The organism is Blastococcus sp. PRF04-17 (assembly GCF_023016265.1).
GTDB lineage: Bacteria > Actinomycetota > Actinomycetes > Mycobacteriales > Geodermatophilaceae > Blastococcus_B.
Map to the genome: position 1 here is coordinate 2,138,774 of NZ_CP095412.1, position 19,953 is coordinate 2,158,726.

Sequence of the window (19,953 nt, forward strand, 5' to 3'; positions counted from 1 at the left end):
AGGTCTCGATCCGATGACGTCCTGTGCGCAACGGTCGCATATGCGACTCGCGCCACAGTCGCAATGCTCGATGCCCCGCTTGCCATCCGGCCCGCCCTCAGACGATCGCGCGGGCGCCCTTGCCGAGCACGGTCACGCCGCCCTCGCTGACGTGGTACCGCGCCTTGTCGTTCGAGGTCTCCACCCCGATCCGCGCCCACGGCGGGACGACGACGTTCTTGTCGAGGATTGCCCGCCGGACGTAGGCGCCCTCGCCGATGTAGACGCCGTCCATCAGGACGCTGTCCTCGACGCGGGCACCGCGCTCGACGCGCACGCCCGGCGAGACGACGGAGTTGTGCACCGAGCCGCCGCCGATGATCGCGCCGGCGCTGACCATCGACTCCTCCGCGCGCCCGCCCAGCACGAACTTCGCCGGGGGCAGCTGCGGCGGCAGGGTGAAGATCGGCCAGCGGTCGTTGTAGAGGTTGAAGACCGGGGTGACCGACACCAGGTCCATGTGCGCGTCGAAGTACGCGTCGATCGTCCCGACGTCGCGCCAGTAGCCGTGGTCGCGCTCGGTAGCGCCGGGGACGATGTTGGTAGAGAAGTCGTAGACCCAGGCGTCACCGGCAGCGGCCAGCATCGGCATGATCGAGCCGCCCATGTCGTGGACGGAGTTCTCGTCCTCGGCGTCGGCCCGCAGCGCCTCGAGCAGTGCGTCGGTGGTGAACACGTAGTTGCCCATGGAGGCGAAGCTCTCCTCGGGCGAGTCCGGCAGCCCCGGGGGGTCCTTGGGCTTCTCGAGGAAGCCGCGCACCTTCCCCTCTGCGTCGGAGTCGATGACCCCGAACTCCGTGGCGTCCTTGCGCGGCACCCGCAGCCCCGCGATGGTCACGCCCGCACCGGTCTGCAGGTGCTGATCGATCATCTGGCCGGGGTCCATGCGGTAGACGTGGTCGGCCCCGAAGACGACGACGATGTCGGGCCGCTCGTCGTAGATGAGGTTCAGGCTCTGGAAGATCGCGTCGGCGCTGCCGGTGTACCAGCGCGGGCCGAGCCGCTGCTGCGCCGGCACCGGCGTGACGTAGTTGCCCAGCAGCTGCGACATGCGCCAGGTCTGGGTGATGTGCCGGTCGAGGCTGTGGCTCTTGTACTGCGTGAGGACGGCGATCTGCCGGATCTCGGCGTTGACCAGGTTGGACAGCACGAAGTCGATGAGGCGGTAGTTGCCGCCGAAGGGCACGGCCGGTTTCGCCCGGTCTGCGGTGAGCGGGGCCAGCCGCTTGCCCTCACCGCCGGCCAGGACGATGCCGAGAACCCGAGGACCGCCGCGCATGTTCGCAACGTAGCCGTTGCACGGGAACATCGCCGCACGTGGGAGCGCGGTTCCGCACTTAGGGTGACGGTGTGCGCATCGGCATCGTGACGCGGGAGTGGCCACCGGACGTCTACGGCGGGGCGGGGGTGCACGTCGAGCACCTCGTGGCGGCTCTGCGGTCGCTGCCCGCCGGCCCCGACCTCGACGTCCACTGCTTCGGTGAGCAGCGCCCGGACGCGACGGGGCACCCCGTGCCGTCGAACCTGCGGGGCGCCAACGGCGCGCTGCAGGCACTGGGGGTGGACGTCGAGATCGCCGATGCCCTCTCCGGCGTCGACCTGGTCCACTCCCACACCTGGTACGCCAACGGCGCGGCCTGCTCGCCTCGCTGGTCCACGGCGTCCCGCACGTGGTGACGGCGCACTCGCTGGAGCCGCGCCGGCCGTGGAAGGCCGACCAGCTCGGCGGCGGCTACCGGCTCTCCTCCTGGGTCGAGCGGACCACCTACCTGGCCGCCGACGCGGTCGTCGCCGTGAGCAACGGCATGCGCCTGGACGTCCTCGACGCCTATCCCGACCTCGACCCCGCCAAGGTCCGGGTCGTCGGCAACGGAGTCGACGCCGACGCCTACCGCCCGGTCGAGGACCCGGACGTCGTGCGCGGCCTCGGCGTGGACCCCGACCGGCCCTACGCCCTCTTCGTCGGCCGGATCACCCGGCAGAAGGGCGTCAACCACCTGCTGGCCGCGGCCGAGCAGCTGCCGCCGGAGGCCGGGCTCGTGCTGTGCGCCGGCGCCGCCGACACCCCCGGCGAGCGGCAGTACGTCGCCGAGCACGTCGAGGCCCTGCAGGCCAGGCGGGACGGCGTCGTGTGGGTCGAGGCGATGCTGCCGCGCGAGCAGCTGGTCCCGCTGATCACCGGTGCCACCGTGTTCGTCGTCCCGTCGGTCTACGAGCCGCTCGGCATCGTCAACCTCGAGGCCGCGGCCTGCGGAACCGCGGTCGTGGCCAGTGCGGTGGGCGGGATCCCCGAGGTGGTCGCCGACGGGCGGACCGGGCTGCTGGTGCCCTACGACCCCGCGGACATCCCGGCCTTCGAGAGCGGCCTCGCGGCCCGGATCGCCGAGCTGCTCGCCGACCCCGACCGCGCCGCCGCCATGGGCGCTGCCGGACGGGAGCGGGTCCTCGCCGAGTTCGGGTGGCCGGCCATCGCGCAGCAGACCGTCGAGGTCTACTCCGACGTCCTGGCCGCCCGCGCCTGACAGGGCGCTGCTACCGTCTCCCCGCCGGCCCGTGCGCCGGCGGCGCAACGGCAGCGAAGTCCGGTGCAATCCCGGCGCTGTCCCGCAACTGTGATGGCCGTTCCCCGGAACGACCTGAGCCAGATCGCCTGCCCCTGCGTCATGTCACCGACCCTCGCGGTAAGGGTCGCGCATGGAGAGGCGCCTTGCGGCGCCAGCCTCGTGGGCGATGTCTACCGCCTCCCCTGGAGGCTCCCCCGTGTCCCGCACCACCCGTTCCGCGCCGGCCCTGCTGGCCGCGTTCCTGCTCTCCCTCACCGCTTGCGGGAGCACCTCCGCCGACGAGGCGTCGTCCGCGCCGTCCGCGTCGGAGAGCGCCCCCTTCCCCGTCACCGTGACCGGCGCGGACGGCGAGTTGACCATCGAGGAGCAGCCCGACGCGATCGTCTCCCTCTCGGCGACGACCACCGAGATGCTCTTCGCCATCGGCGCCGGTGACCAGGTCACCGCCGTCGACGACAACTCGAACTACCCGCCCGACGCCCCGATCACCGACCTGTCGGCCTTCACCCCCAACGCCGAGGCCATCGCCGGGTACGAGCCCGACCTCGTGATCCTCAGCAACGACATGAACGGCATCGTGGACGCGCTGGACGCCCTCGCCATCCCGACGCTGCTGCTGGAGGCGGGCCGGACGATCGACGACACCTACGCCCAGCTGGAGACGCTCGGCGACGCCACCGGCCACGCCGAGGAGGCCGACGAGGTGATCGCCGACGTGCGGGACCGGATCGCGGCGGCGGTGGAGTCCGTCCCGGACGACGCGCAGGGGATGAAGGTCTTCCACGAGCTCGACCCGAGCTTCTTCTCCGCCGACAGCAGCACGTTCATCGGCAGCATCTACGCCGAGTTCGGCCTGGAGAACATCGCCGACGGCGTCGACGACGCGGCCGGCGGCTACCCGCAGCTGTCCGCCGAGTACATCGTCGGCGAGGAGCCGGACCTCATCGTGCTGGCCGACACCAAGTGCTGCGAGCAGTCGGCCGAGACGGTGGCGCAGCGCCCGGCCTTCGGCACGATCCCGGCCGTGAAGGACGAGCGCATCCTGGCCGCCGACGACGACGTCGCGTCCCGGTGGGGCCCGCGCATCGCGGAGTTCGCCGAGGCCGTCGCCGAGACGCTGCAGAACTGAGCACGGCACACCCATGACCACGACGGCTCCCGGCGCTGCCGGCGCGACGGCGACCACGCCGCCGCGCCGGCGGCGGCCGGGGCTCGTGCTGGCCGGCTGCGGTGCGGCCCTCGTGCTCGCCCTGCTGGCCGGGGTGTGGGTGGGCGCGCTGCCGCTCGCGCCCGGTGCCGTCGTGGCCACCCTGCTCGGTCTGCCCGGAGGCCTCAGCGGCACCGAGGAGGCGGTGCTGCTCCAGCTGCGGCTCCCCCGCGTCATCCTCGCCGCGCTGATCGGCGCCGGCCTGGCCATCGCGGGCGCCGCCTACCAGGGGGTCTTCCGCAATCCGCTCGCCGACCCCTACCTGCTCGGTGCCGCGGCCGGCGCGGGCCTCGGTGCGACCATGGCGATCGCCTACTCGCCCGTGCAGTCCGTCGGACCGGTTGGCATCGTCCCGCTCGCCGCGTTCGCCGGTGCCCTCCTCGGCGTCGGCTGTGCGCTCGCCCTGGGCACCGTCGCCGGCGGCTCGCAGAGCGCGACCCTGCTGCTGGCCGGCATCGCCGTCGCCGCCTTCCTGGCGGCGGCGCAGACCCTGGTGCAGCAGCAGAACACCGACGACCTGCGCGAGATCTACGGCTGGCTGCTCGGCCAGCTCGGCAAGGCCCAGTGGTCCGACGTGGTCGTCGTCCTCCCGTACCTGGGCGCGGCCTGCCTGGTGCTGCTCCTCTGCGGCCGGGCGCTCGACGTGCTGGCCGTGGGGGACGACGAGGCGTCCTCCCTCGGCGTGCACCCGGGCCGGCTGCGGCTGCTGGTCATCGTCGCCGCGTCGCTCGCGACCGCCTCGGCCGTCGCGGTCAGCGGCCTCATCGGCTTCGTCGGCCTGGTCGTCCCGCACATCGCCCGGCGCTTCGTCGGCGGTTCGCACGCCCGCGTGCTGCCGGTGTCGCTGCTGATCGGTGGCGCCTTCCTGGTGCTGACCGACATCGTCGCCCGCGTGGTCCTGGCGCCGGCCGAGCTGCCGATCGGCGTGGTCACGGCCTTCATCGGGGCCCCGTTCTTCGCCGGCCTGCTGTGGGTCGGGGCGCGGCGGCGATGAGCGCCCGCGTCGAGCTCGTCGGGCTGTCGGCCAGGTACGGCCGGACGACGGTCCTGGACTCCGTCCGGCTCACCGTCGAGCCCGGTGGCTGGCTGGCCGTGATCGGTCCCAACGGCTCGGGCAAGTCGACGCTGCTCCGGTCGGTGCTGGGCTTCCACGCGCACGAGGGCCTGGTGCGCATCGACGGGCGGCTCACCAGCGGCATGCCGCGGCGCGAGCGGGCCCGCTGCCTGGCCTACGCCCCGCAGACGCCGGTGCTGCCGGAGGGCATCACCACCCGCGACTACGTCGGGCTCGGGCGGACACCGCACCGGGCGCTGCTGGCGGCTCCCCGGGCGGTCGACCGGCAGGTCGTGGACGACGTCCTGCCGCGCCTGGGCCTGGACCTCCTGGCCGACCGGCCCCTGGCGACCCTCTCCGGCGGCGAGCAGCAGCGGGCCGTCCTGGCCCGCGCCCTGGCCCAGCAGCCGCGGGTGCTCCTGCTCGACGAACCGACGGCGGCCCTCGACCTCGGACACGCACAGCAGGTGCTCGACCTGGTCGACCGGTTGCGCCGGCAGGACGGCCTGACGGTCATCAGCACGCTGCACGACCTGACCCTGGCCGGGCAGTACGCCGACCGGCTGGCGCTGCTCTCCGAGGGCCGCGTCGTCGCCGAGGGGCCCCCGGCCGAGGTCATCACCGCGGAGTCGCTGTCCAGCCACTACGGCGCCCGTGCCCGTGTCGTGCAGGGCCCCTCCGGTCCGGCGGTACTGCCGATCCGCGCCGACTGAGGTCACCTGGCCGGGCGGAACCGGACGGTGTCCCCCGGGCGCAGCTGCGCGGCCGCGGACAGGTCGGCGGAGGTGACCACGGCGAGCACCGGATAGCCGCCGGTGACCGGGTGGTCGACGAGGAAGAGCACCGGGGCGCCGTCGGGCGGCACCTGCACCGCACCCGGCACCAGGCCCTCGCTGGGCAGCTCGCCCGTCCGCGCCCGGGCCAGCGCCGGTCCGGACAGCCGCAGCCCCACCCGGTTGCTGTCCGCGGTCACCTCCCACGGCTGCCTGGTCAGCGCGTCCCATGCGGCCGGCTCCAGCCAGTCACGCCGCGGGCCGGGCAGGACGGCCAGCACCGGCGAGGACGACGGCTGTCGCACGGGCGCCACGTCGACGAAGGGCTCGCCGGCCGCAAGGTCGCCGACGGGCAGCCGATCGCCCGCGCGCAGCGGAGCGGGGCCGAGGCCGGACAGGGTGTCGGTGCTGCGCGAGCCCAGCACCGGCGGCACGTCCACGCCGCCCCGCACCGCCAGGTAGGTCCGCAGCCCCACGGGTGGCAGTTGCAGGTCGAGCACCCTCCCGGCGGCCAAGGGGAGCGGCGCGTCGAACGGCGCGGGCCGACCGTCCACGCGGACGCCCGCCGGAGCGCCGGTCACCGCGACGAGGAGGGTCCGCTCCGCGCGCACCCGCAGGCCACCCGCGGTGGCCTCGACGACCGCGGCGGCGGGAGCGTTGCCGACGAGCCGGTTGGCCAGGTCGGCGGCCGCGCGGTCGGCCGCACCCGACGCCGTCACCCCGATCGACGCCCAGCCCCGGCGGCCCCGGTCCTGGACCGTGGCCCGCGGTCCGGTCGCCAGCACCGTCAGCACTCAGCGCACCTCCCGGAACCGCACCCGCGTGCCGGGGAAGAGCAGGGCGGGCGGGTCGCGGTGGACGTCGAACAGGACGGCGTCGGTGCGGCCGACCAGCTGCCAGCCACCCGGCGACTCGCTCGGGTATGCCCCCGCGTAGGGCCCGGCGAGCCCGACCGAACCTGCCGGGACCCGGGTGCGCGGTGTCGCGCGGCGCGGTACGTGCAGTTCCTGCGGCAGGCCGGTGAGGTAACCGAAGCCCGGCGCGAACCCGCTGAAGGCGACCGTGAGCGCCACGGACGTGAGTGCGCGCACCACGTCGGGCACCGGCATCTCGACCAGCTCCGCCACCTCCGGGAGGTCCGGCCCGTCGAAGGTGACCGGGAGCTCCAGCGGCGGCCGCTCGGCGGCGTCCCCGGGGGTTGCGGCGACAGCCGGCGGACCGCTGCGACGTCCAGGTCCGTGGGCGGCCGGTCAAGGAGGACCAGGACGGTCCGTGCCGCCGGCACGAGCTCCCGCTGGCCGGGCAGCGGCGAGCGCTCGAGCGCCGCCCGCAGACCCGCGACGGCGGCCAGGTCACCGGCTTCCACGAGCAGCGCCCGGTCGCCGTAGGGCAGCACCCGGGCGTTCTCCATCGGGCCATCGTGCGGCATCGGGCGGACAATCAGGCATGACCATCGCCGAGCGCTTCGCGTCCGCGCTCGACGACGTGTCCGCACCCGGGCTCGCCGGGGCCGAGCTCCTGCCCGTCCGGCTCGCCCGTGCCTGCACCCGCATGCTGCCGGTCGACGATGCGGGCCTGAGCATGATGAACCCGGGCGGTCACCGGATCCCCCTCGGTGCGAGCTCGGCGACCGCCGAGACGGCCGAGCGGCTCCAGTTCACCGTCGGGTCCGGGCCCTGCATGGCTGCCCACGAGAGCCGTCAGCCGGTGTTCGCCGCCGAGGAGGACCTGCGCCGCCGTTGGCCCGAGTTCACCGCTCTGCTCCTGCGGAGCACCCCCTACCGCGCGGTCGTCGCCCTCCCGCTCCAACCCGCCCTGGTCGGGGAGGGCGCGATCGATCTGTACTTCGAGCGGCCGGACGAGGTGCCCGCCCTCGACGTCTTCGAGGCCATGGCGGTGGGCGAACTCGTCAGCTCGGCGCTCAACGACGCCGCGGTCTGGTCCGAGTGGTCCTCGTCGGAGGGCCCCGAGTGGCTGCACGGCCCGGTCCCCCGCCGCCGCGCCGCCGTCTGGGAGGCGATGGGCAAGCTCGGCGTCGAGCTCGAGATCGGGTCGCCGGCGGCGCTCGCCCTGCTCCGGGCGCAGGCCACCGGCTCCGGGGTCTCCGTGGACGAGGTCGCCGCCGACGTGCTCGCCGGGCGCCTGCCGACCTCGGCGCTGCGCCGCTGACCGATCAGCCGGCGAACGGCCGCAGGGTCATGCCGGCGTCCTCGATCGCGCGCCGCACCGCCCGGGCCAGGTCGACCGCGCCGGGAGTGTCCCCGTGGAGGCAGACCGACCGGACCGGCATGAGCAGCGTCGTCCCGTCCACCGCCTCGACGACTCCGTTCCGCGCCATGCGCACCGCGCGTCGGGCCACCGCCTCCGGCTCCTGCACGAGCGCCCCCGGCTGGCCTCTCGGCACGAGCGTGCCGGACGGCGTGTAGCCCCGGTCGGCGAATCCCTCGGCGACGGGATCCATCCCGGCCGCCTCGGCCTCCCGCAGCAGCGCGGAGCCCGGCAGACCGAGGACGGGCAGCCGGCGGTCGTAGGCGAGGACGGCGTCCAGCACCGCCTGGGCCTGAGCCTCGTGGGTGACCACCGCGTTGTAGAGGGCGCCGTGCGGCTTGACGTAGGAGATCCGCGTGCCGGCGACCCGGGCGATCCCGTCGAGCGCGGCCAGCTGGTAGAGGACGTCGTCGGTCAGCTCCGCGGGGGCGACGTCCATGAACCGGCGGCCGAATCCGGCCAGGTCGCGGTAGGACACCTGAGCCCCCACCGCCACGTCGCGTGCGGCCGCCTGCGCACAGACGCGGCGCATCGTCGAGGGATCCCCGGCGTGGAAGCCGCAGGCGACGTTCGCGCTGGTCACCACCTCGAGCAGTGCCTCGTCGTCCCCGAGCCGCCAGACGCCGAAGCCCTCCCCCAGGTCGGCGTTCAGATCGATCGACGGTGTGGTCACCGGCGCAGTCTCGCACCGGAATGCCGGCCGGCGGCCGTGCGCTGGACCAGGTATGGGAGCCGATGCGCAGCTGGAGCTCTTCGACCCCGCACCGAGCGCACCCGCCCCGCCGAACCGGTTGCTGCAGGTCCGCGAGATCTTCGCCGAGCCGGCCGCGGTCGCCTCTCCCCGCGGGCAGCAGGTCCTCGCCCGCTTCCCGGACGCCGCGGTGACGGAGGTGCCGTCGCACTGGCAGATCCCCGACCTGCACGGCAACGCGGGGAACGTCGACCGCTGGGTGCGGGTGAAGACCGAGACCCTGGTCCTCGGGGTCAAGAAGTCGCTGTCGGCCCGCCCCAACGACCGCTCGTCGAACTGGATCGCGCCCTCGACCGCGAACGGCTGCGCCATGGCGTGCGCGTACTGCTACGTGCCGCGGCGGAAGGGCTACGCCAACCCGATCACCGTCTTCACCAACATCGAGCAGATCACCGGCTACCTGCGCCGGCACGTCGCCCGGCAGGGGACGAAGCCGGAGCCCGACCAGTGCGACCCGGTCAGCTGGGTCTACGACATCGGCGAGAACAGCGACTGCTCGGTGGACGCGCTCGTCAGCGACAACGTGGCCGACCTCGTCGCCACCTTCCGCGAGCTGCCGACCGCGAAGGCCTCCTTCGCCACGAAGTACGTCAACCGGCAGCTGCTCGACCTCGATCCCGCCGGTCGCACCCGTATCCGGTTCTCGCTCATGCCCGACCCCGACGCGAGGCTGCTCGACGTCCGGACCAGCCGGATCGAGGAGCGGATCGCGGCGATCGACGACTTCGTCGAGGCGGGGTACGAGGTGCACCTGAACTTCTCCCCCGTCGTCCTCCGGGACGGCTGGACGGCGGACTGGACGGCGCTGCTCGACGAGCTCGACGACCGGCTGTCCCCGGCGGCGAAGGCACAGGCCGCGGCCGAGGTCATCCTGCTGACCCACAACGCCGACCTGCACCAGGTGAACCTCGGCTGGCACCCCCAAGCCGAGGACCTGCTCTGGCGGCCGGAGGTGCAGCAGGCCAAGCGCAGCCAGAACGGCCAGCGCAACGTGCGGTACCGCAACGACGTCAAGCGGGACGGCGTCGCGCGGCTGACCGCGCTGATGGCCGAGCGCACGCCGTGGCTGACCCTCCGGTACGCGTTCTGACCGGTGCCACCGGTCGCTTTGTCGACTTGGCTACATATCGCGCTGAGCTATCGATCAATCACGCGCTGTATGACATCGTGGACCCGAGACACCAGGCGTCGTCGGGAGGAACCAGCTGTGCCGGACAGGCCCGCCGACGCAGTCGTCGTCGCGGACACCCAGGGCCGCATCACCTACGTCGACCCGGCGATCAGCGCACTGCTCGGCTACGAGCCGTCCGACGTCCTCGGCCGACCGCTCACCGATCTCCTGCCCGCCCGTGTGCGCGCCGACGACGGCGCCACGACCCAGACCCCTGCGCGACACGCGGACGGGCACGAGGTCTCCGTGGACGTGACCCTCGCGCCCGTGGAGCAGACCGCCGGCGCCGGACCGCAGGACCCGGCGGTCGTCGGTGTCCTCCGCGACGCGCACACCGCCGCCCTGCTCGAGCGCCAGCTCCAGGTCAGCCGCTACCTCGCCGCCATCCAGCGGGTGACCGAGGCGCTCACCGCGGCACCCGACGCCGACGTCGCCTTCGAGCAGCTCCTGCCCACGTTGTGCGAGGAGCTCGACTGGGACGCCGCGATCCTGTGGCAGCCGGACGACGGCGGGGGTCGGCTGGCGCACGCGGGGACCTGGACCGCCCCCGGCGAGGCCGTGCCTGCGCTCCAGGGCGACACCCGCGTCCGGAGCTTCGGCCGCGGCGAGGGCGTCCCCGGCCTCGTGTGGCAGCGCCGCCGCCCGGTCGTCGTCGAGGACCTGTGGACCGACCCGGTCTTCATCCGCACCGCGGCCGTCCGCGCCGACGGAGTCCGCACCGCCGTCGCCTTTCCCTTCCTGCGCGGCGACACGCTGCTCGGCGTCTGCGAGCTGTTCTCCTTCGACCACCGAGCGGTGCCGAGCGAGCTGCAGGACGTGCTCGCCAGCGCCGGGCGGCAGATCGGCCAGTTCCTCGCGCGGCTGCGCGCCGAGTCCGACGTCCGCCGGCTCGCCGACACGCTCCAGCGCAGTCTGCTGCCCTCGCACCTCCCGACCATCCCCGGCGTCGAGCTCGCCGCCCGGTACCGGGCGGGCGCCGAGGGCGTCCTCGTCGGTGGGGACACCTACGACGTCATGCCCCTGGCCGACGGCCGCTGGATGCTGTTCATCGCCGACGTGTGCGGCGCCGGCGCCGAGGCCGCCGCCATGACCGCCCTGACCCGGCACACCGCTCGCGCCGCGGCATCGGGTGGTGGGGATCCGGGTGCGGTCCTGGCCGCCGTCAACGAGGCGCTCCTCCGCGAGCAGCGGCCCGGCCCGCTGCGTTTCGTCACCGCGTGCTGCCTGATCCTGCGTCGCCGCGCCGGCCGCACCACGGCACAGGTCGCCACGGCGGGGCACCCCGCCCCGCTGGTGCGCACCGGCGACGCCACCGTGACGGCGATCGAGGCGATCGGCCTTCCGCTCGGGGTCCTGTCCGACGCCGCGTACGAGGTGGTCGACGTCGAACTGCCCCGAGGCGCCACCGTGCTGCTCTACACCGACGGCGTGACGGAGGCGCGCGACGACGACGGCGTCCAGTTCGGCGAGGAGCGCCTCGCCGACGTGCTGCGCCGGACCGCGGGGAGTTCGGCCGACGAGACGGCCGAGGCGGTGGTCGCCGAGGTCGAGGCGCAGCTGCGCGGGTCGCGGCACGCCGCGGACGACCGCGCGCTGGTCGTCGTCCGCTGCTGAGGACCGGTCAGCCGGTCTGGCCGGTCTCCGCGTGGGCGACGCCGACGGGCTTGGACTCCGGCGATCCGCGCTGGCGCAGGTACACCGAGAAGACGGCCATCGAGCCGACGGCCAGCATCTCCGACTGCCAGTTCTGGAAGGACCGGTTCCAGAAGTCGGCCTCGCCGAGATAGCCGAGGTAGCTCACCGGGTCCTGCTTCTGTCCGATCTCCTCGCTGTTGAACGCGGCCCAGCCGGCGACCGACGACGCCGCCCAGGTGAGCAGGAACAGCGCGCCCATGAGCAGACCGAGCGACCGGGAGAACAGCGCGGTCCGCCAGCCGCCGGTCCGCGCCCATTCCGGCGAGTCCTCGTCGGCGTAGCGGCCGACCTTCTGCTCCTTGTCGCTCTCCGTCCCCTCCTCGCCGGGCTTCTTCGACTCCGACGAGCCCCGCTGGACGAACCACACGGTGGCGAAGATGTAGAGGAAGAACTGCAGGTACTCCGACTGCCAGTTCTCCATGACGTCGACCCCGAAGGAGGAGGACGTCACGTAGTCCAGCAGGGACACCTTCTCGAGTCCCTCGGCCATCTGCTGGGCGTTGTGGTCCGCCGCCCCCGAGATGGCCTGACCCACGAGCGTGAGCAGGAAGGCACCGCCGAACGCGAGACTCAGGGCGTTCGCCCGGAGCGCCCCGTACCGCTTCCGCCCGGTCATCGGCCCATCAACGCCTCGGCGGTGACGTAGACGATGCCCAGCACGATGACGAGCAGGTACGCCGCGAAGACGAACCGGACGCCGTTCACGGGCCTTCCACCTCGCAGTCGTAGGGACGTTCGGGGCGTGGCGTGCAGACGGCGGCCACGACGCGCCAGCCGACGCGGGTCTCGGTGAGGAAGAGGGTGTCGCCGTCGAGGCGCACCTGGGCGTCGCCGCCCCAGATCTCCACCGCCGTCACGTCCCCGCCCCGCAACGGCAACTCCTCGACGGCCTCCTCGCACGGCGCGCCGGCCTGCTCCTCGAGCGCGGCCAGCGTCATCGGTGCGAGCAGGTCGCACCGGACCTCCGGATCCGCCGACGGGTCCTCGAAGGTGGTGGCGACGGCCTCGACCGCGGGGCGCTCGGCCGACGAGCAGCCGGCCAGCAGCACCGCCGGCCCGACGAGAGCCAGCACGCGAACAGCGCTTCCCACGCGACCTCCTCTGCCCGAGGACGAGGGACGCTTCCAGGCCCGCGGGAGGCCCTACCCCCGCCCGACGAGCGCGCAAACGATCTTCACCCGGACGGCGGATACCGTGGCGGACGTGGCTCGGGTGGTGGTGGTCGGCGCGGGCCTCGGCGGTCTCGCAGCTGCCGCCCGGCTGGCCGCGACGGGCCACCAGGTGACCGTCCTCGAGCAGGGCGAGCGGGTGGGCGGGAAGCTCGGCCGGTACGCCCGCGACGGGCACGCCTTCGACACCGGACCCAGCCTGGTCACCCTGCCGCAGGTGTACCGCGATCTGTTCGCCGCGACCGGGGCGCCGCTCGACGACGTCCTGGATCTCGTGCGGCTGGACCCGGCGGTCGCCTACCGGTTCGCCGACGGCAGCCGCCTCGCGGTCCCCGGCGTCGCGGCCGGCATCCCGGCGGCCCTGGACGCCGCGCTCGGGGACGGCGCGGGCGGTCAATGGGCGGCTCTGATGGACCGGGCCGAGCGCATGTGGCGGATCAGCGAGGCGCCCTTCCTGCGGCGGCCGCTGCAGGGGGCGGCGACCCTGGCCCGGCTGGCCCGCCGTCCGTCCGAGGTGGCGACGGTGGCGCCGTGGGCGACGCTGCGCGGGCTGGGCCGGCGGCACCTCGCGGACCCGCGGCTTCGGACGCTGCTCGACCGCTACGCCACCTACTCGGGCTCCGACCCGCGACGGGCGCCGGCGGTGCTGGCGACCGTGCCGTACGCGGAGCAGGCGTTCGGCTCCTGGTACGTGCGCGGGGGCCTGCACCGGCTGGCCGAGGCCGTCGCGGACCGCGCTCGGGAACGGGGGGCTCGGATCCGGACGGGCTGCCCGGTCCGCCGCGTGCTCGTCGAGCGCGGCCGCGCCGCCGGGGTCGAGCTGGCCGACGGGGCGCGGATACCGGCGGACGTCGTCGTCTCGGGCGTGGACGCCGACGCCCTGTACGCGTCCCTCGTGCCCCCGCAGCGGGCGACGCGAGGTGTCCGGCGCGATCTGGCCCGTGCGACGGCGTCGCTGTCGGGGGTGGTCCTGCTGCTGGCGTTGCGGGGGCGCACCCCGGGGCTGGCGCACCACTCGGTGCTGTTCCCCGACGACTACGACGCGGAGTTCGACGCGATCTTCGGCACCGGCCGCTTCACCGCGCCGCGACCGGTCGCCGATCCGACGGTCTACGTCAGCGCGCCCGACGATCCGGCACTCCGACCGGACGAGAACAGCGAGTCCTGGTTCGTGCTGGTCAACGCGCCACGTCACGACCCGCGTGCCGGTGTCGACTGGGACGCGTCCGGGCTCGCGGATCGCTACGCCGACGACGTGCTCGACGTCCTGGCCCGCCGTGGCCTGGACGTGCGCGACCGCGTGCGGTGGCGCGTCGTGCGCACCCCGGCCGACCTGGAGCGGGACACCGGCAGCGTGGGGGGCTCGATCTACGGGACGTCGAGCAACGGCGCCCGGGCAGCCTTCCTCCGCCCTTCCAACGCCTCCCCCGTGCCGGGACTTTTCCTCGTCGGGGGCTCGTCGCATCCCGGGGGCGGGCTGCCGCTCGTCGCCCTGTCGGCGGAGATCGTCGCCGGCCTGATCGGTCCGGCCTGAGCGGGCGCCGTCAGAAGGGCGGCGGGTCGTCGTCCTCGGGCTGGACCAGCTCGCGGGACGGCACCGGCCAGTACTCCGCCAGCGCGGGCAATCCCGGTGGCCGGGTGCTGCGGGTGACCCCGCTCGGCGTCGTGACCGACAGCGTGCCGTCGCCTTCCATCACGAACCGCCAGCCCGGCGCGAAGGTCTTCAGCCGGTGGTGCCTGCGGCAGAGGCAGCAGAGGTTGGCGCAGTCGGTGGAGCCGCCGCAGGCATGAGGGACGACGTGGTCCAGATCCGCCCAGCCGGCCCGGTTGTCGCAGCCGGGATGTCGGCAGCCGCGATCCCGGGTCCGGACCCAGCGGTCCTGCGACCTGCTGGGGCGATAGCGGTCGACCGGGGGTGGCCGATCGAGGACGGAACACCCGCACGAGGCGTCGTCGGGGTGCTCGCGACACCCTCGACGGGCCAGACGCCGCAGCTCGTCGGGCGTCGCCACCGCGCGCAACGCCCCGTCGGAGTCGATGACGCCGACCGTGACGCTCCCTCCGGCTGGAGCCCGCAGGCCGTCGGGTGTCAGAGCGTCCAGCGCGGCGAGCAGTTCGCGGACGTGGTCGGCCGTGATGGCCTGACCGTCCAGGTCCGCGACGCTGCCCGTTCGCCCCTGCAGCGCGCCCAGCGGCGCCAGGACGGTGAGGCTCGCCGTCACCGGTGGTCGGGTCGTGTCCCACGGGCGGAGGGCGAGCTCGACGGCGACCATGCTGCGCAGCTGGCCCAGCGAACGCTCGTCGCCGTCGGACTTGACCATGCGCGCGTACCGGTCGTAGGCGTCGAGCTGGGCGTTCGCCAGCGGGGTCGGGAGGGTGTGCACCAGCTGCGAGATGCCGTCGGGGAGGTGGCGGACCACCACGTCGGCGGCTCGCGCGGCCTGTCGACGGCGCCGGTCCGCGGCGGCTGCATCCCGGGCCACGAGCTCCTTGCGCGTCTCGGCACGGAGCCGCTTGACCGACATCGTGGTCGCGACCGGCAGCATCGCCGACTCGACGGCCGCGATGATCAGCGGGTCGGTGTCGCGGGCCGGCGCGCCCAGCTCGAGGGCCAGCGCGCGGCCTCGTGCCGGGTCGATGCGGCCCTCCGTCATCGCGACCCAGGTCCTGGTCAGGGTGTGCCGCAGAGTCAGTGAGACCTCGGTCTGCACGGTGGCGGCCGTGCGGGAGCAGTTGAGGATCATGGCGAGCTCGTCGGGGAAGAACTCGCTGACGTCGTCGGGCAGCCGTTCGTCCCGCTGCGGCGCGGCGCCGGGCTGCCCGGGCTGCCGATCCCGAGCGGCGCTTCGCCGGGCCGCCAGCTGGGCGATCCGATCGGCCTTGTAGGCAGCCAGTCGAGCCTCGATCCGCGTGCAGGCATCGATCTCGCGCGCCAGCTCCGCGTCGGTGAGGGACTCGGCGGGCAGCAGCTCGTCGAGTCGCGTGTCGCGCTCGCCGGGCACGGCGGGCATCAGTTCGGCTGAGGGCGCGTGCAGCCGCGCCACGGTGACCGCGACGCCGTAGCTCGAACCCGGGAACATGCCGTCAAGCTACGGAGGGGGTACGACGGTTTCTGGCCGTCCAGCTGGGAGAAGGCGGACCGGACCCGCTTCCCCTCCGCAGCCGCACGTCAGTCCGGCCGCGTGGCGAGCACGGTGACCACGGGAGCGCCCGGGGCCAGCGGGCGCGGCGGCTCGGGGTGCAGGCCGGCGTCCGCCAGCTGGGTGAGCAGGGTGTCGGCGTCCGACAGCTCCATCTCGCCCTCCTGCGCGCGCAGCAGCAGGTCGAAGTGCCGGCTGAAGATCTGCGGTGCGGCCACGGTGGTGACCAGGAACAGGGCACCGCCAGGGGCGAGCAGCGCGGCGACATCGCGGAGCAGCGCCACCCGGTCGCGCATCGGCACGTAGTAGATGACGTTGGCGAGCAGGGCGAGGTCGAACGGCTGGGCGAGCGGACCGACGCGGTCCGCGCGGACGTCGGCGGCGACGATCTCCGCCCGGTCGGCGAGCCCGCGCTCGGCCAGCGTCCGCTGGGCCAGGGCCGCGGCCTCCGGGTCCACCTCGACGCCGACCCCCTCCGCCCCGGGAGCCGCCTCGAGCATCGCGGCCAGCTGCAGCCCACTGCCGCAGCCGACGTCGACCACCCGCCGGGGCCGCCGCTCCTCGAGCGTGCGGACGAGGTGGTCCATGACGAACGGCTCGAATCCCGCCGAGATCCGGGCGATGAGCTCCCCCGGTCGGCCACGTCCCGCCGGCGCGGCCCACCGGCCAGCACCGGCCCGAGCTCGCGGTAGAGCGCGGTGTGGAAACCGGGGAACGCCTCGTACGCCGCCCGCACCAGATCGTCGTCCACCACCGCCCTCCCCGGGACGTGAGCCGCCAGGCGCCCCCGTCGTCCCGCACGAACCCCGCCGCCTCCACGACCCGGAGGAAGGCCTCGAGCAGCGCCGGGTCCGCGACGGTCATCCGCCTGGCGAGTTCGGCGGTCGACGCCTCACCTGCGGCCAACGCGTCCAGGAGACCGGTGCTGACCGCGGCACCCGCGAGGTGCAGTCGGATACCGGCAGCCCCCTCCCGGTTCGCACGTACGCGCATCCGCAGGTCACCCGCGCGGACCAACGTCCACAGCGCTCTCGGGCTGATCAAGCTGGGCACGACGGCCACTCTGGCCGGTGGGCGCCCCGGTCGCCAGGGGCTACTGCGTGCTGCGCCGATCGGTCCGCAGCGCCCCCATCAGCAGGGCGTCGTGCCGGACGCCGTCCCACAGCAGGGCGTCCCGCCGACGGCCCTCGAGGACGAAGCCGCACTTCTCGTACACCCGCCGGGCGCGGGGGTTGTGCGCGTACACCTCGAGCTCGACCCGGTGCAGACCGATCGTGTCGAAGGCGTGGTCGAGCACCAGCCGGGTCATCTCGGTGCCGAACCCCCGGCCGAAGACGGCGGGACCGGCGAGCGAGATGCGGAAGCCCACGGAGCCGTTGTCGGGATCGAGGTCGCTCAGTACCACCTCACCCACGAACGTGCCCGTCGCCAGCTCGACGGCGGCCCAGTCGGCTCGGTCGTGCTGGTCGGCGCGCGACCGCAGCCACGCCTCGGTCTGCTCGAGGGTGAACTCGGCATGCGTGCCGGTGAGGCGTCGGCCCTCGGGGTCCTGCAGCATCTCCCAGTACGCCTGCAGGACGGTGGGACCGAGCGGCTCGAGCCGCACCCGCTCCCCCACCAGCGTCGGCTGGTCGCGGAACGCCGTGACCATCAAGAGCCGGCCAGCATCAGTCGAGCACGGCCTCGGGCGGGTCCACCGGCGCGCCGGCCTCCAGCCAGCGCAGCAACGTGCGGGCGCCGAAGCCGGTGCCGCCCTTGACCACCTCCGCGTCGTCCGAGCCGGCGCGGGCCGGGCCGGCGACGTCGAGGTGCGCCCACGGCAGCTCACCGGCGAACGGCTGCAGGAACAGCGCCGCCGTGGTGCCGCCCGGATTGCCCGGCGCGTTGTTGGCATCGGCCGTGGCACTCGCGAGGAGGGCCCGGTGCTCCTCGAGCAGCGGCATCCGCCACAGCGGCTCACCTGCCCGTGCACCGGCCGTGAGCAGGGCGCCGGCGAGCCCGTCGGTCGTCGCGAACAGGCCCGCGGTCCGTGTGCCGAGGGCGACCTTCATGGCGCCGGTGAGCGTGGCGACGTCGACGAGCACGGTGGCGCCGAGCTCGAGCCGGCCGTAGGCCAGCCCGTCGGCGAGGACCATCCGCCCCTCGGCGTCGGTGTTGAGCACCTCCGTGGTGCGCCCGCCGACGTGCCGGACGACGTCCGCCGGCCGGTAGGAGGAGCCGGAGACGGCGTTCTCGGCCGCTGGGACCACCGCGGTCACCGTCACGGGCAGCTCGAGGCGCGCCGCCGCGTCGACGGCCGCGAGCACCGCCGCGCCACCGGCCATGTCGGTCTTCATCTCGCGCATGCCGGCGTTCGGCTTGATCGACAGCCCGCCGGTGTCGAAGGTGATGCCCTTGCCCACGAGCACCGGGTGCGCCGGACCTGAGGCGGGTGGGCGGTAGGTCGCCACGACGAGCCGGGGTGGCGTCGCGGAGCCACCGCCGACGGCGAGCACGCCACCGAACCCGCCGTCCCGCAACTCGTCCTCGCCGAGCACGGTCACCGACACGTGCGGGAGCGCGCCCAGCCGCTCGGCCGCCTGGTCGGCCAGCCAGCCGGGGTTCTTGACGTTGCTGGGGGTGTTCGTGAGATCCCGCGCCCAGGCGACAGCGGAGGCGGTGATCTCGCCCGCCCGCGCGGCGGCCGCGACCACGGGGTCCTCGGCATCGGCGACCACGACCGTCACCGTCTCGAGGCGCTGGGGGTGCGGCTTCGACAGCTCCCGGAAGCGGTACCCCCCGAGCAGCGCGGCCTCGACGGCGGCCCGCACCTCGTCGGCTCCTGCCGGGGCCGCGGGGCCGTCGACGGGGAGGACCAGCCGGCGGGCACCGTGCTCGGCCAGGGCCTGCGCCCGCCGCACGGCCGTCGCGACGTAGCTGCGCAGGTCGGGCAGCGTCGTCTGACCGACGCCGACGGCGAGGACGCTGCGCGGCCGCCGTCCGGCGATCGGCACCTCGGTCACGGCTCCCGCCCGGCCGGTGTTGCCGGTGTCGGCCAGGGCGCCGGTCAGCAGTTCGGGGCTGACCGGTGGGGACGACGAACCCACCAGCCAGTCCGGCAGCGCACCGCCCGACCCGACCGGCACGGCGAGCAGGTCGTCGGTGCCGAGGACGGGCAGGTCGCCCACCACCTCGACCCGCGGCAACGGCGCGGCCCCGGACGCCGGCGGTGCGCCGGTGGCCGGGGCCGTGTCGTGCGCGGGGCTGCCCGGAGGCAGGCTCGCGGGGGTGTTCAGCTGGTCGCGCCCTTCAGTGCCTCGGAGAGCGCCGCCGCCTCGTCGGGCGAGAGCTCGACGACCAGGCGACCGCCCCCTCGAGAGGGACGCGCATGACCAGGCCACGCCCCTCCTTGGTGACCTCGAGGGGACCTTCACCCGTGCGCGGCTTCATGGCCGCCATGCGTGCCTCCTTCGCCGGCCACCCCACGGCCCCGCCGAGGCGTGGGATGGGGTGGCGTCCGTCGATGCTGTGAGCTCTGCGGGCAATGATCCCGTATGCGTCGTCTTCATCCAACACGAGCCCCTTCAGGGTGACGCCCGGAAGCAGTCGGCGACGTGGTCGTCGACCATGCCCGTCGCCTGCATGAGCGCATATGCCGTCGTGGGGCCCACGAAGACGAACCCGCGTCGCTTCAGCTCCCTGGCCATGGCGACCGACTCGGGGCTCGTGGCCGGCACGTCGGCGAGCGTGGCGGGCCGGGCCCGGGGACCGGTCGGGGCGAAGGACCACAGCAGTTCCGACAGCCCCTCCGGCAGCTCCTGGGCGGCCCGGGCGTTGCCGACCGCGGCCGCGATCTTCGCCCGGTTGCGCACGATGCCGGCGTCGGCCATGAGCCGCGCCTCGTCGTCGGCGTCGAACGCGGCCACCGCGTCGATGTCGAAGCCCGCGAAGGCGGCCCGGAAGGCAGGGCGCTTGCGCAGGATCGTGATCCACGACAGCCCGGACTGGAACGCCTCGAGGCACAGCCGCTCGAAGAGGGCGTCGTCGCCGCGCAACGGCGTGCCCCACTCCTCGTCGTGGTAGCGCACGTACTCGGGCGTGCTCGTCGCCCACGCGCAGCGAGGTCGGTCGGTCACCACGGCG

The 19,953-nt window shown here is 74.3% G+C and carries 18 protein-coding genes and 3 pseudogenes; 8 read left to right on the forward strand and 13 right to left on the reverse strand.

Going from position 1 to position 19,953, the window contains the following annotated elements:
* Positions 1-97 precede the first annotated feature (97 nt).
* Positions 98-1,318: a glucose-1-phosphate adenylyltransferase gene (glgC, locus tag MVA48_RS10865; RefSeq protein ID WP_246988741.1), complete on the reverse strand. Its 1,221-nt coding sequence runs from the start codon at positions 1,316-1,318 to the stop codon at positions 98-100.
* A 146-nt stretch (positions 1,319-1,464) separates the two neighbouring features.
* Here glgC and glgA point away from each other — a divergent pair.
* From glgA to MVA48_RS10885, 4 genes and pseudogenes are all read left to right on the forward strand, one after another.
* Positions 1,465-2,561, forward strand: a pseudogene (glgA, locus tag MVA48_RS10870) (glycogen synthase).
* A gap of 238 nt (positions 2,562-2,799) precedes the next feature.
* Entirely contained in the window at positions 2,800-3,732 is a 933-nt protein-coding gene (locus MVA48_RS10875; RefSeq protein ID WP_246988743.1) for an ABC transporter substrate-binding protein, read from the forward strand.
* A 13-nt stretch (positions 3,733-3,745) separates the two neighbouring features.
* On the forward strand, positions 3,746-4,804 hold the full coding sequence (locus MVA48_RS10880; protein WP_246988745.1) for a FecCD family ABC transporter permease: 1,059 nt from the start codon (positions 3,746-3,748) through the stop codon (positions 4,802-4,804).
* Positions 4,801-5,577, forward strand: coding sequence for an ABC transporter ATP-binding protein (locus MVA48_RS10885; protein ID WP_246988747.1), 777 nt, complete (start codon positions 4,801-4,803; stop codon positions 5,575-5,577). Before MVA48_RS10880 ends, MVA48_RS10885 begins: the two co-directional genes overlap by 4 nt.
* Before the next feature lie 2 nt (positions 5,578-5,579).
* Here the strand turns inward: MVA48_RS10885 and MVA48_RS10890 are convergent, their stop codons facing one another.
* The 3 genes and pseudogenes from MVA48_RS10890 to MVA48_RS23425 form a co-directional block, all read right to left on the reverse strand.
* Positions 5,580-6,431: a biotin-dependent carboxyltransferase family protein gene (locus MVA48_RS10890; RefSeq protein WP_305852307.1), complete on the reverse strand. Its 852-nt coding sequence runs from the start codon at positions 6,429-6,431 to the stop codon at positions 5,580-5,582.
* Positions 6,432-6,806, reverse strand: coding sequence for a 5-oxoprolinase subunit B family protein (locus MVA48_RS23420; RefSeq protein WP_256461167.1), 375 nt, complete (start codon positions 6,804-6,806; stop codon positions 6,432-6,434).
* 119 nt (positions 6,807-6,925) lie between these two features.
* Positions 6,926-7,066, reverse strand: a pseudogene (locus MVA48_RS23425) (hypothetical protein); the annotation flags it as partial.
* 17 nt (positions 7,067-7,083) lie between these two features.
* On the opposite strand from MVA48_RS23425, the gene MVA48_RS10900 reads away from it, so the two are divergent.
* Positions 7,084-7,806: a GAF domain-containing protein gene (locus MVA48_RS10900; protein ID WP_246988749.1), complete on the forward strand. Its 723-nt coding sequence runs from the start codon at positions 7,084-7,086 to the stop codon at positions 7,804-7,806.
* A 4-nt stretch (positions 7,807-7,810) separates the two neighbouring features.
* Here MVA48_RS10900 and MVA48_RS10905 read toward each other — a convergent pair whose 3' ends face one another.
* Entirely contained in the window at positions 7,811-8,578 is a 768-nt protein-coding gene (locus MVA48_RS10905) for a LamB/YcsF family protein (protein ID WP_246988751.1), read from the reverse strand.
* A gap of 52 nt (positions 8,579-8,630) precedes the next feature.
* Between MVA48_RS10905 and MVA48_RS10910 the strand changes: the two genes are divergently transcribed.
* Together MVA48_RS10910 and MVA48_RS10915 are read left to right on the forward strand one after the other, a co-directional pair.
* Positions 8,631-9,746 carry a spore photoproduct lyase family protein gene (locus MVA48_RS10910; protein WP_246988752.1) on the forward strand — a complete coding sequence of 372 codons (1,116 nt, stop codon included), beginning with the start codon at positions 8,631-8,633 and terminating at the stop codon, positions 9,744-9,746.
* 117 nt (positions 9,747-9,863) lie between these two features.
* Complete coding sequence (locus MVA48_RS10915; protein ID WP_246988753.1) at positions 9,864-11,441, forward strand: SpoIIE family protein phosphatase; 1,578 nt, start codon at positions 9,864-9,866, stop codon at positions 11,439-11,441.
* A 7-nt stretch (positions 11,442-11,448) separates the two neighbouring features.
* Here the strand turns inward: MVA48_RS10915 and MVA48_RS10920 are convergent, their stop codons facing one another.
* Both MVA48_RS10920 and MVA48_RS10925 read right to left on the reverse strand, forming a co-directional pair.
* On the reverse strand, positions 11,449-12,138 hold the full coding sequence (locus tag MVA48_RS10920) for a DUF6766 family protein (RefSeq protein WP_246988754.1): 690 nt from the start codon (positions 12,136-12,138) through the stop codon (positions 11,449-11,451).
* Positions 12,139-12,223: 85 nt separating this feature from the next.
* Entirely contained in the window at positions 12,224-12,613 is a 390-nt protein-coding gene (locus MVA48_RS10925; protein WP_246988755.1) for a hypothetical protein, read from the reverse strand.
* 112 nt (positions 12,614-12,725) lie between these two features.
* Between MVA48_RS10925 and MVA48_RS10930 the strand changes: the two genes are divergently transcribed.
* Positions 12,726-14,225: a phytoene desaturase family protein gene (locus tag MVA48_RS10930; protein ID WP_246988756.1), complete on the forward strand. Its 1,500-nt coding sequence runs from the start codon at positions 12,726-12,728 to the stop codon at positions 14,223-14,225.
* Positions 14,226-14,235: 10 nt separating this feature from the next.
* Here MVA48_RS10930 and MVA48_RS10935 read toward each other — a convergent pair whose 3' ends face one another.
* The 6 genes and pseudogenes from MVA48_RS10935 to MVA48_RS10960 form a co-directional block, all read right to left on the reverse strand.
* Positions 14,236-15,771: an HNH endonuclease signature motif containing protein gene (locus MVA48_RS10935; RefSeq protein ID WP_246988757.1), complete on the reverse strand. Its 1,536-nt coding sequence runs from the start codon at positions 15,769-15,771 to the stop codon at positions 14,236-14,238.
* 89 nt (positions 15,772-15,860) lie between these two features.
* On the reverse strand, positions 15,861-16,418 hold the full coding sequence (locus tag MVA48_RS10940; RefSeq protein ID WP_246988758.1) for an SAM-dependent methyltransferase: 558 nt from the start codon (positions 16,416-16,418) through the stop codon (positions 15,861-15,863).
* Between the two features lie 506 nt (positions 16,419-16,924).
* Entirely contained in the window at positions 16,925-17,482 is a 558-nt protein-coding gene (locus tag MVA48_RS10945; RefSeq protein WP_246988759.1) for a GNAT family N-acetyltransferase, read from the reverse strand.
* Positions 17,483-17,498: 16 nt separating this feature from the next.
* Positions 17,499-18,998 carry a leucyl aminopeptidase family protein gene (locus MVA48_RS10950; RefSeq protein ID WP_246988760.1) on the reverse strand — a complete coding sequence of 500 codons (1,500 nt, stop codon included), beginning with the start codon at positions 18,996-18,998 and terminating at the stop codon, positions 17,499-17,501.
* 104 nt (positions 18,999-19,102) lie between these two features.
* Positions 19,103-19,269 (reverse strand): annotated as a pseudogene (locus MVA48_RS10955) (DUF3117 domain-containing protein).
* A gap of 125 nt (positions 19,270-19,394) precedes the next feature.
* Positions 19,395-19,949, reverse strand: a complete 555-nt coding sequence (locus MVA48_RS10960) for a DNA-3-methyladenine glycosylase I (protein WP_305852308.1) — start codon at positions 19,947-19,949, stop codon at positions 19,395-19,397.
* Positions 19,950-19,953: the final 4 nt, after the last annotated feature.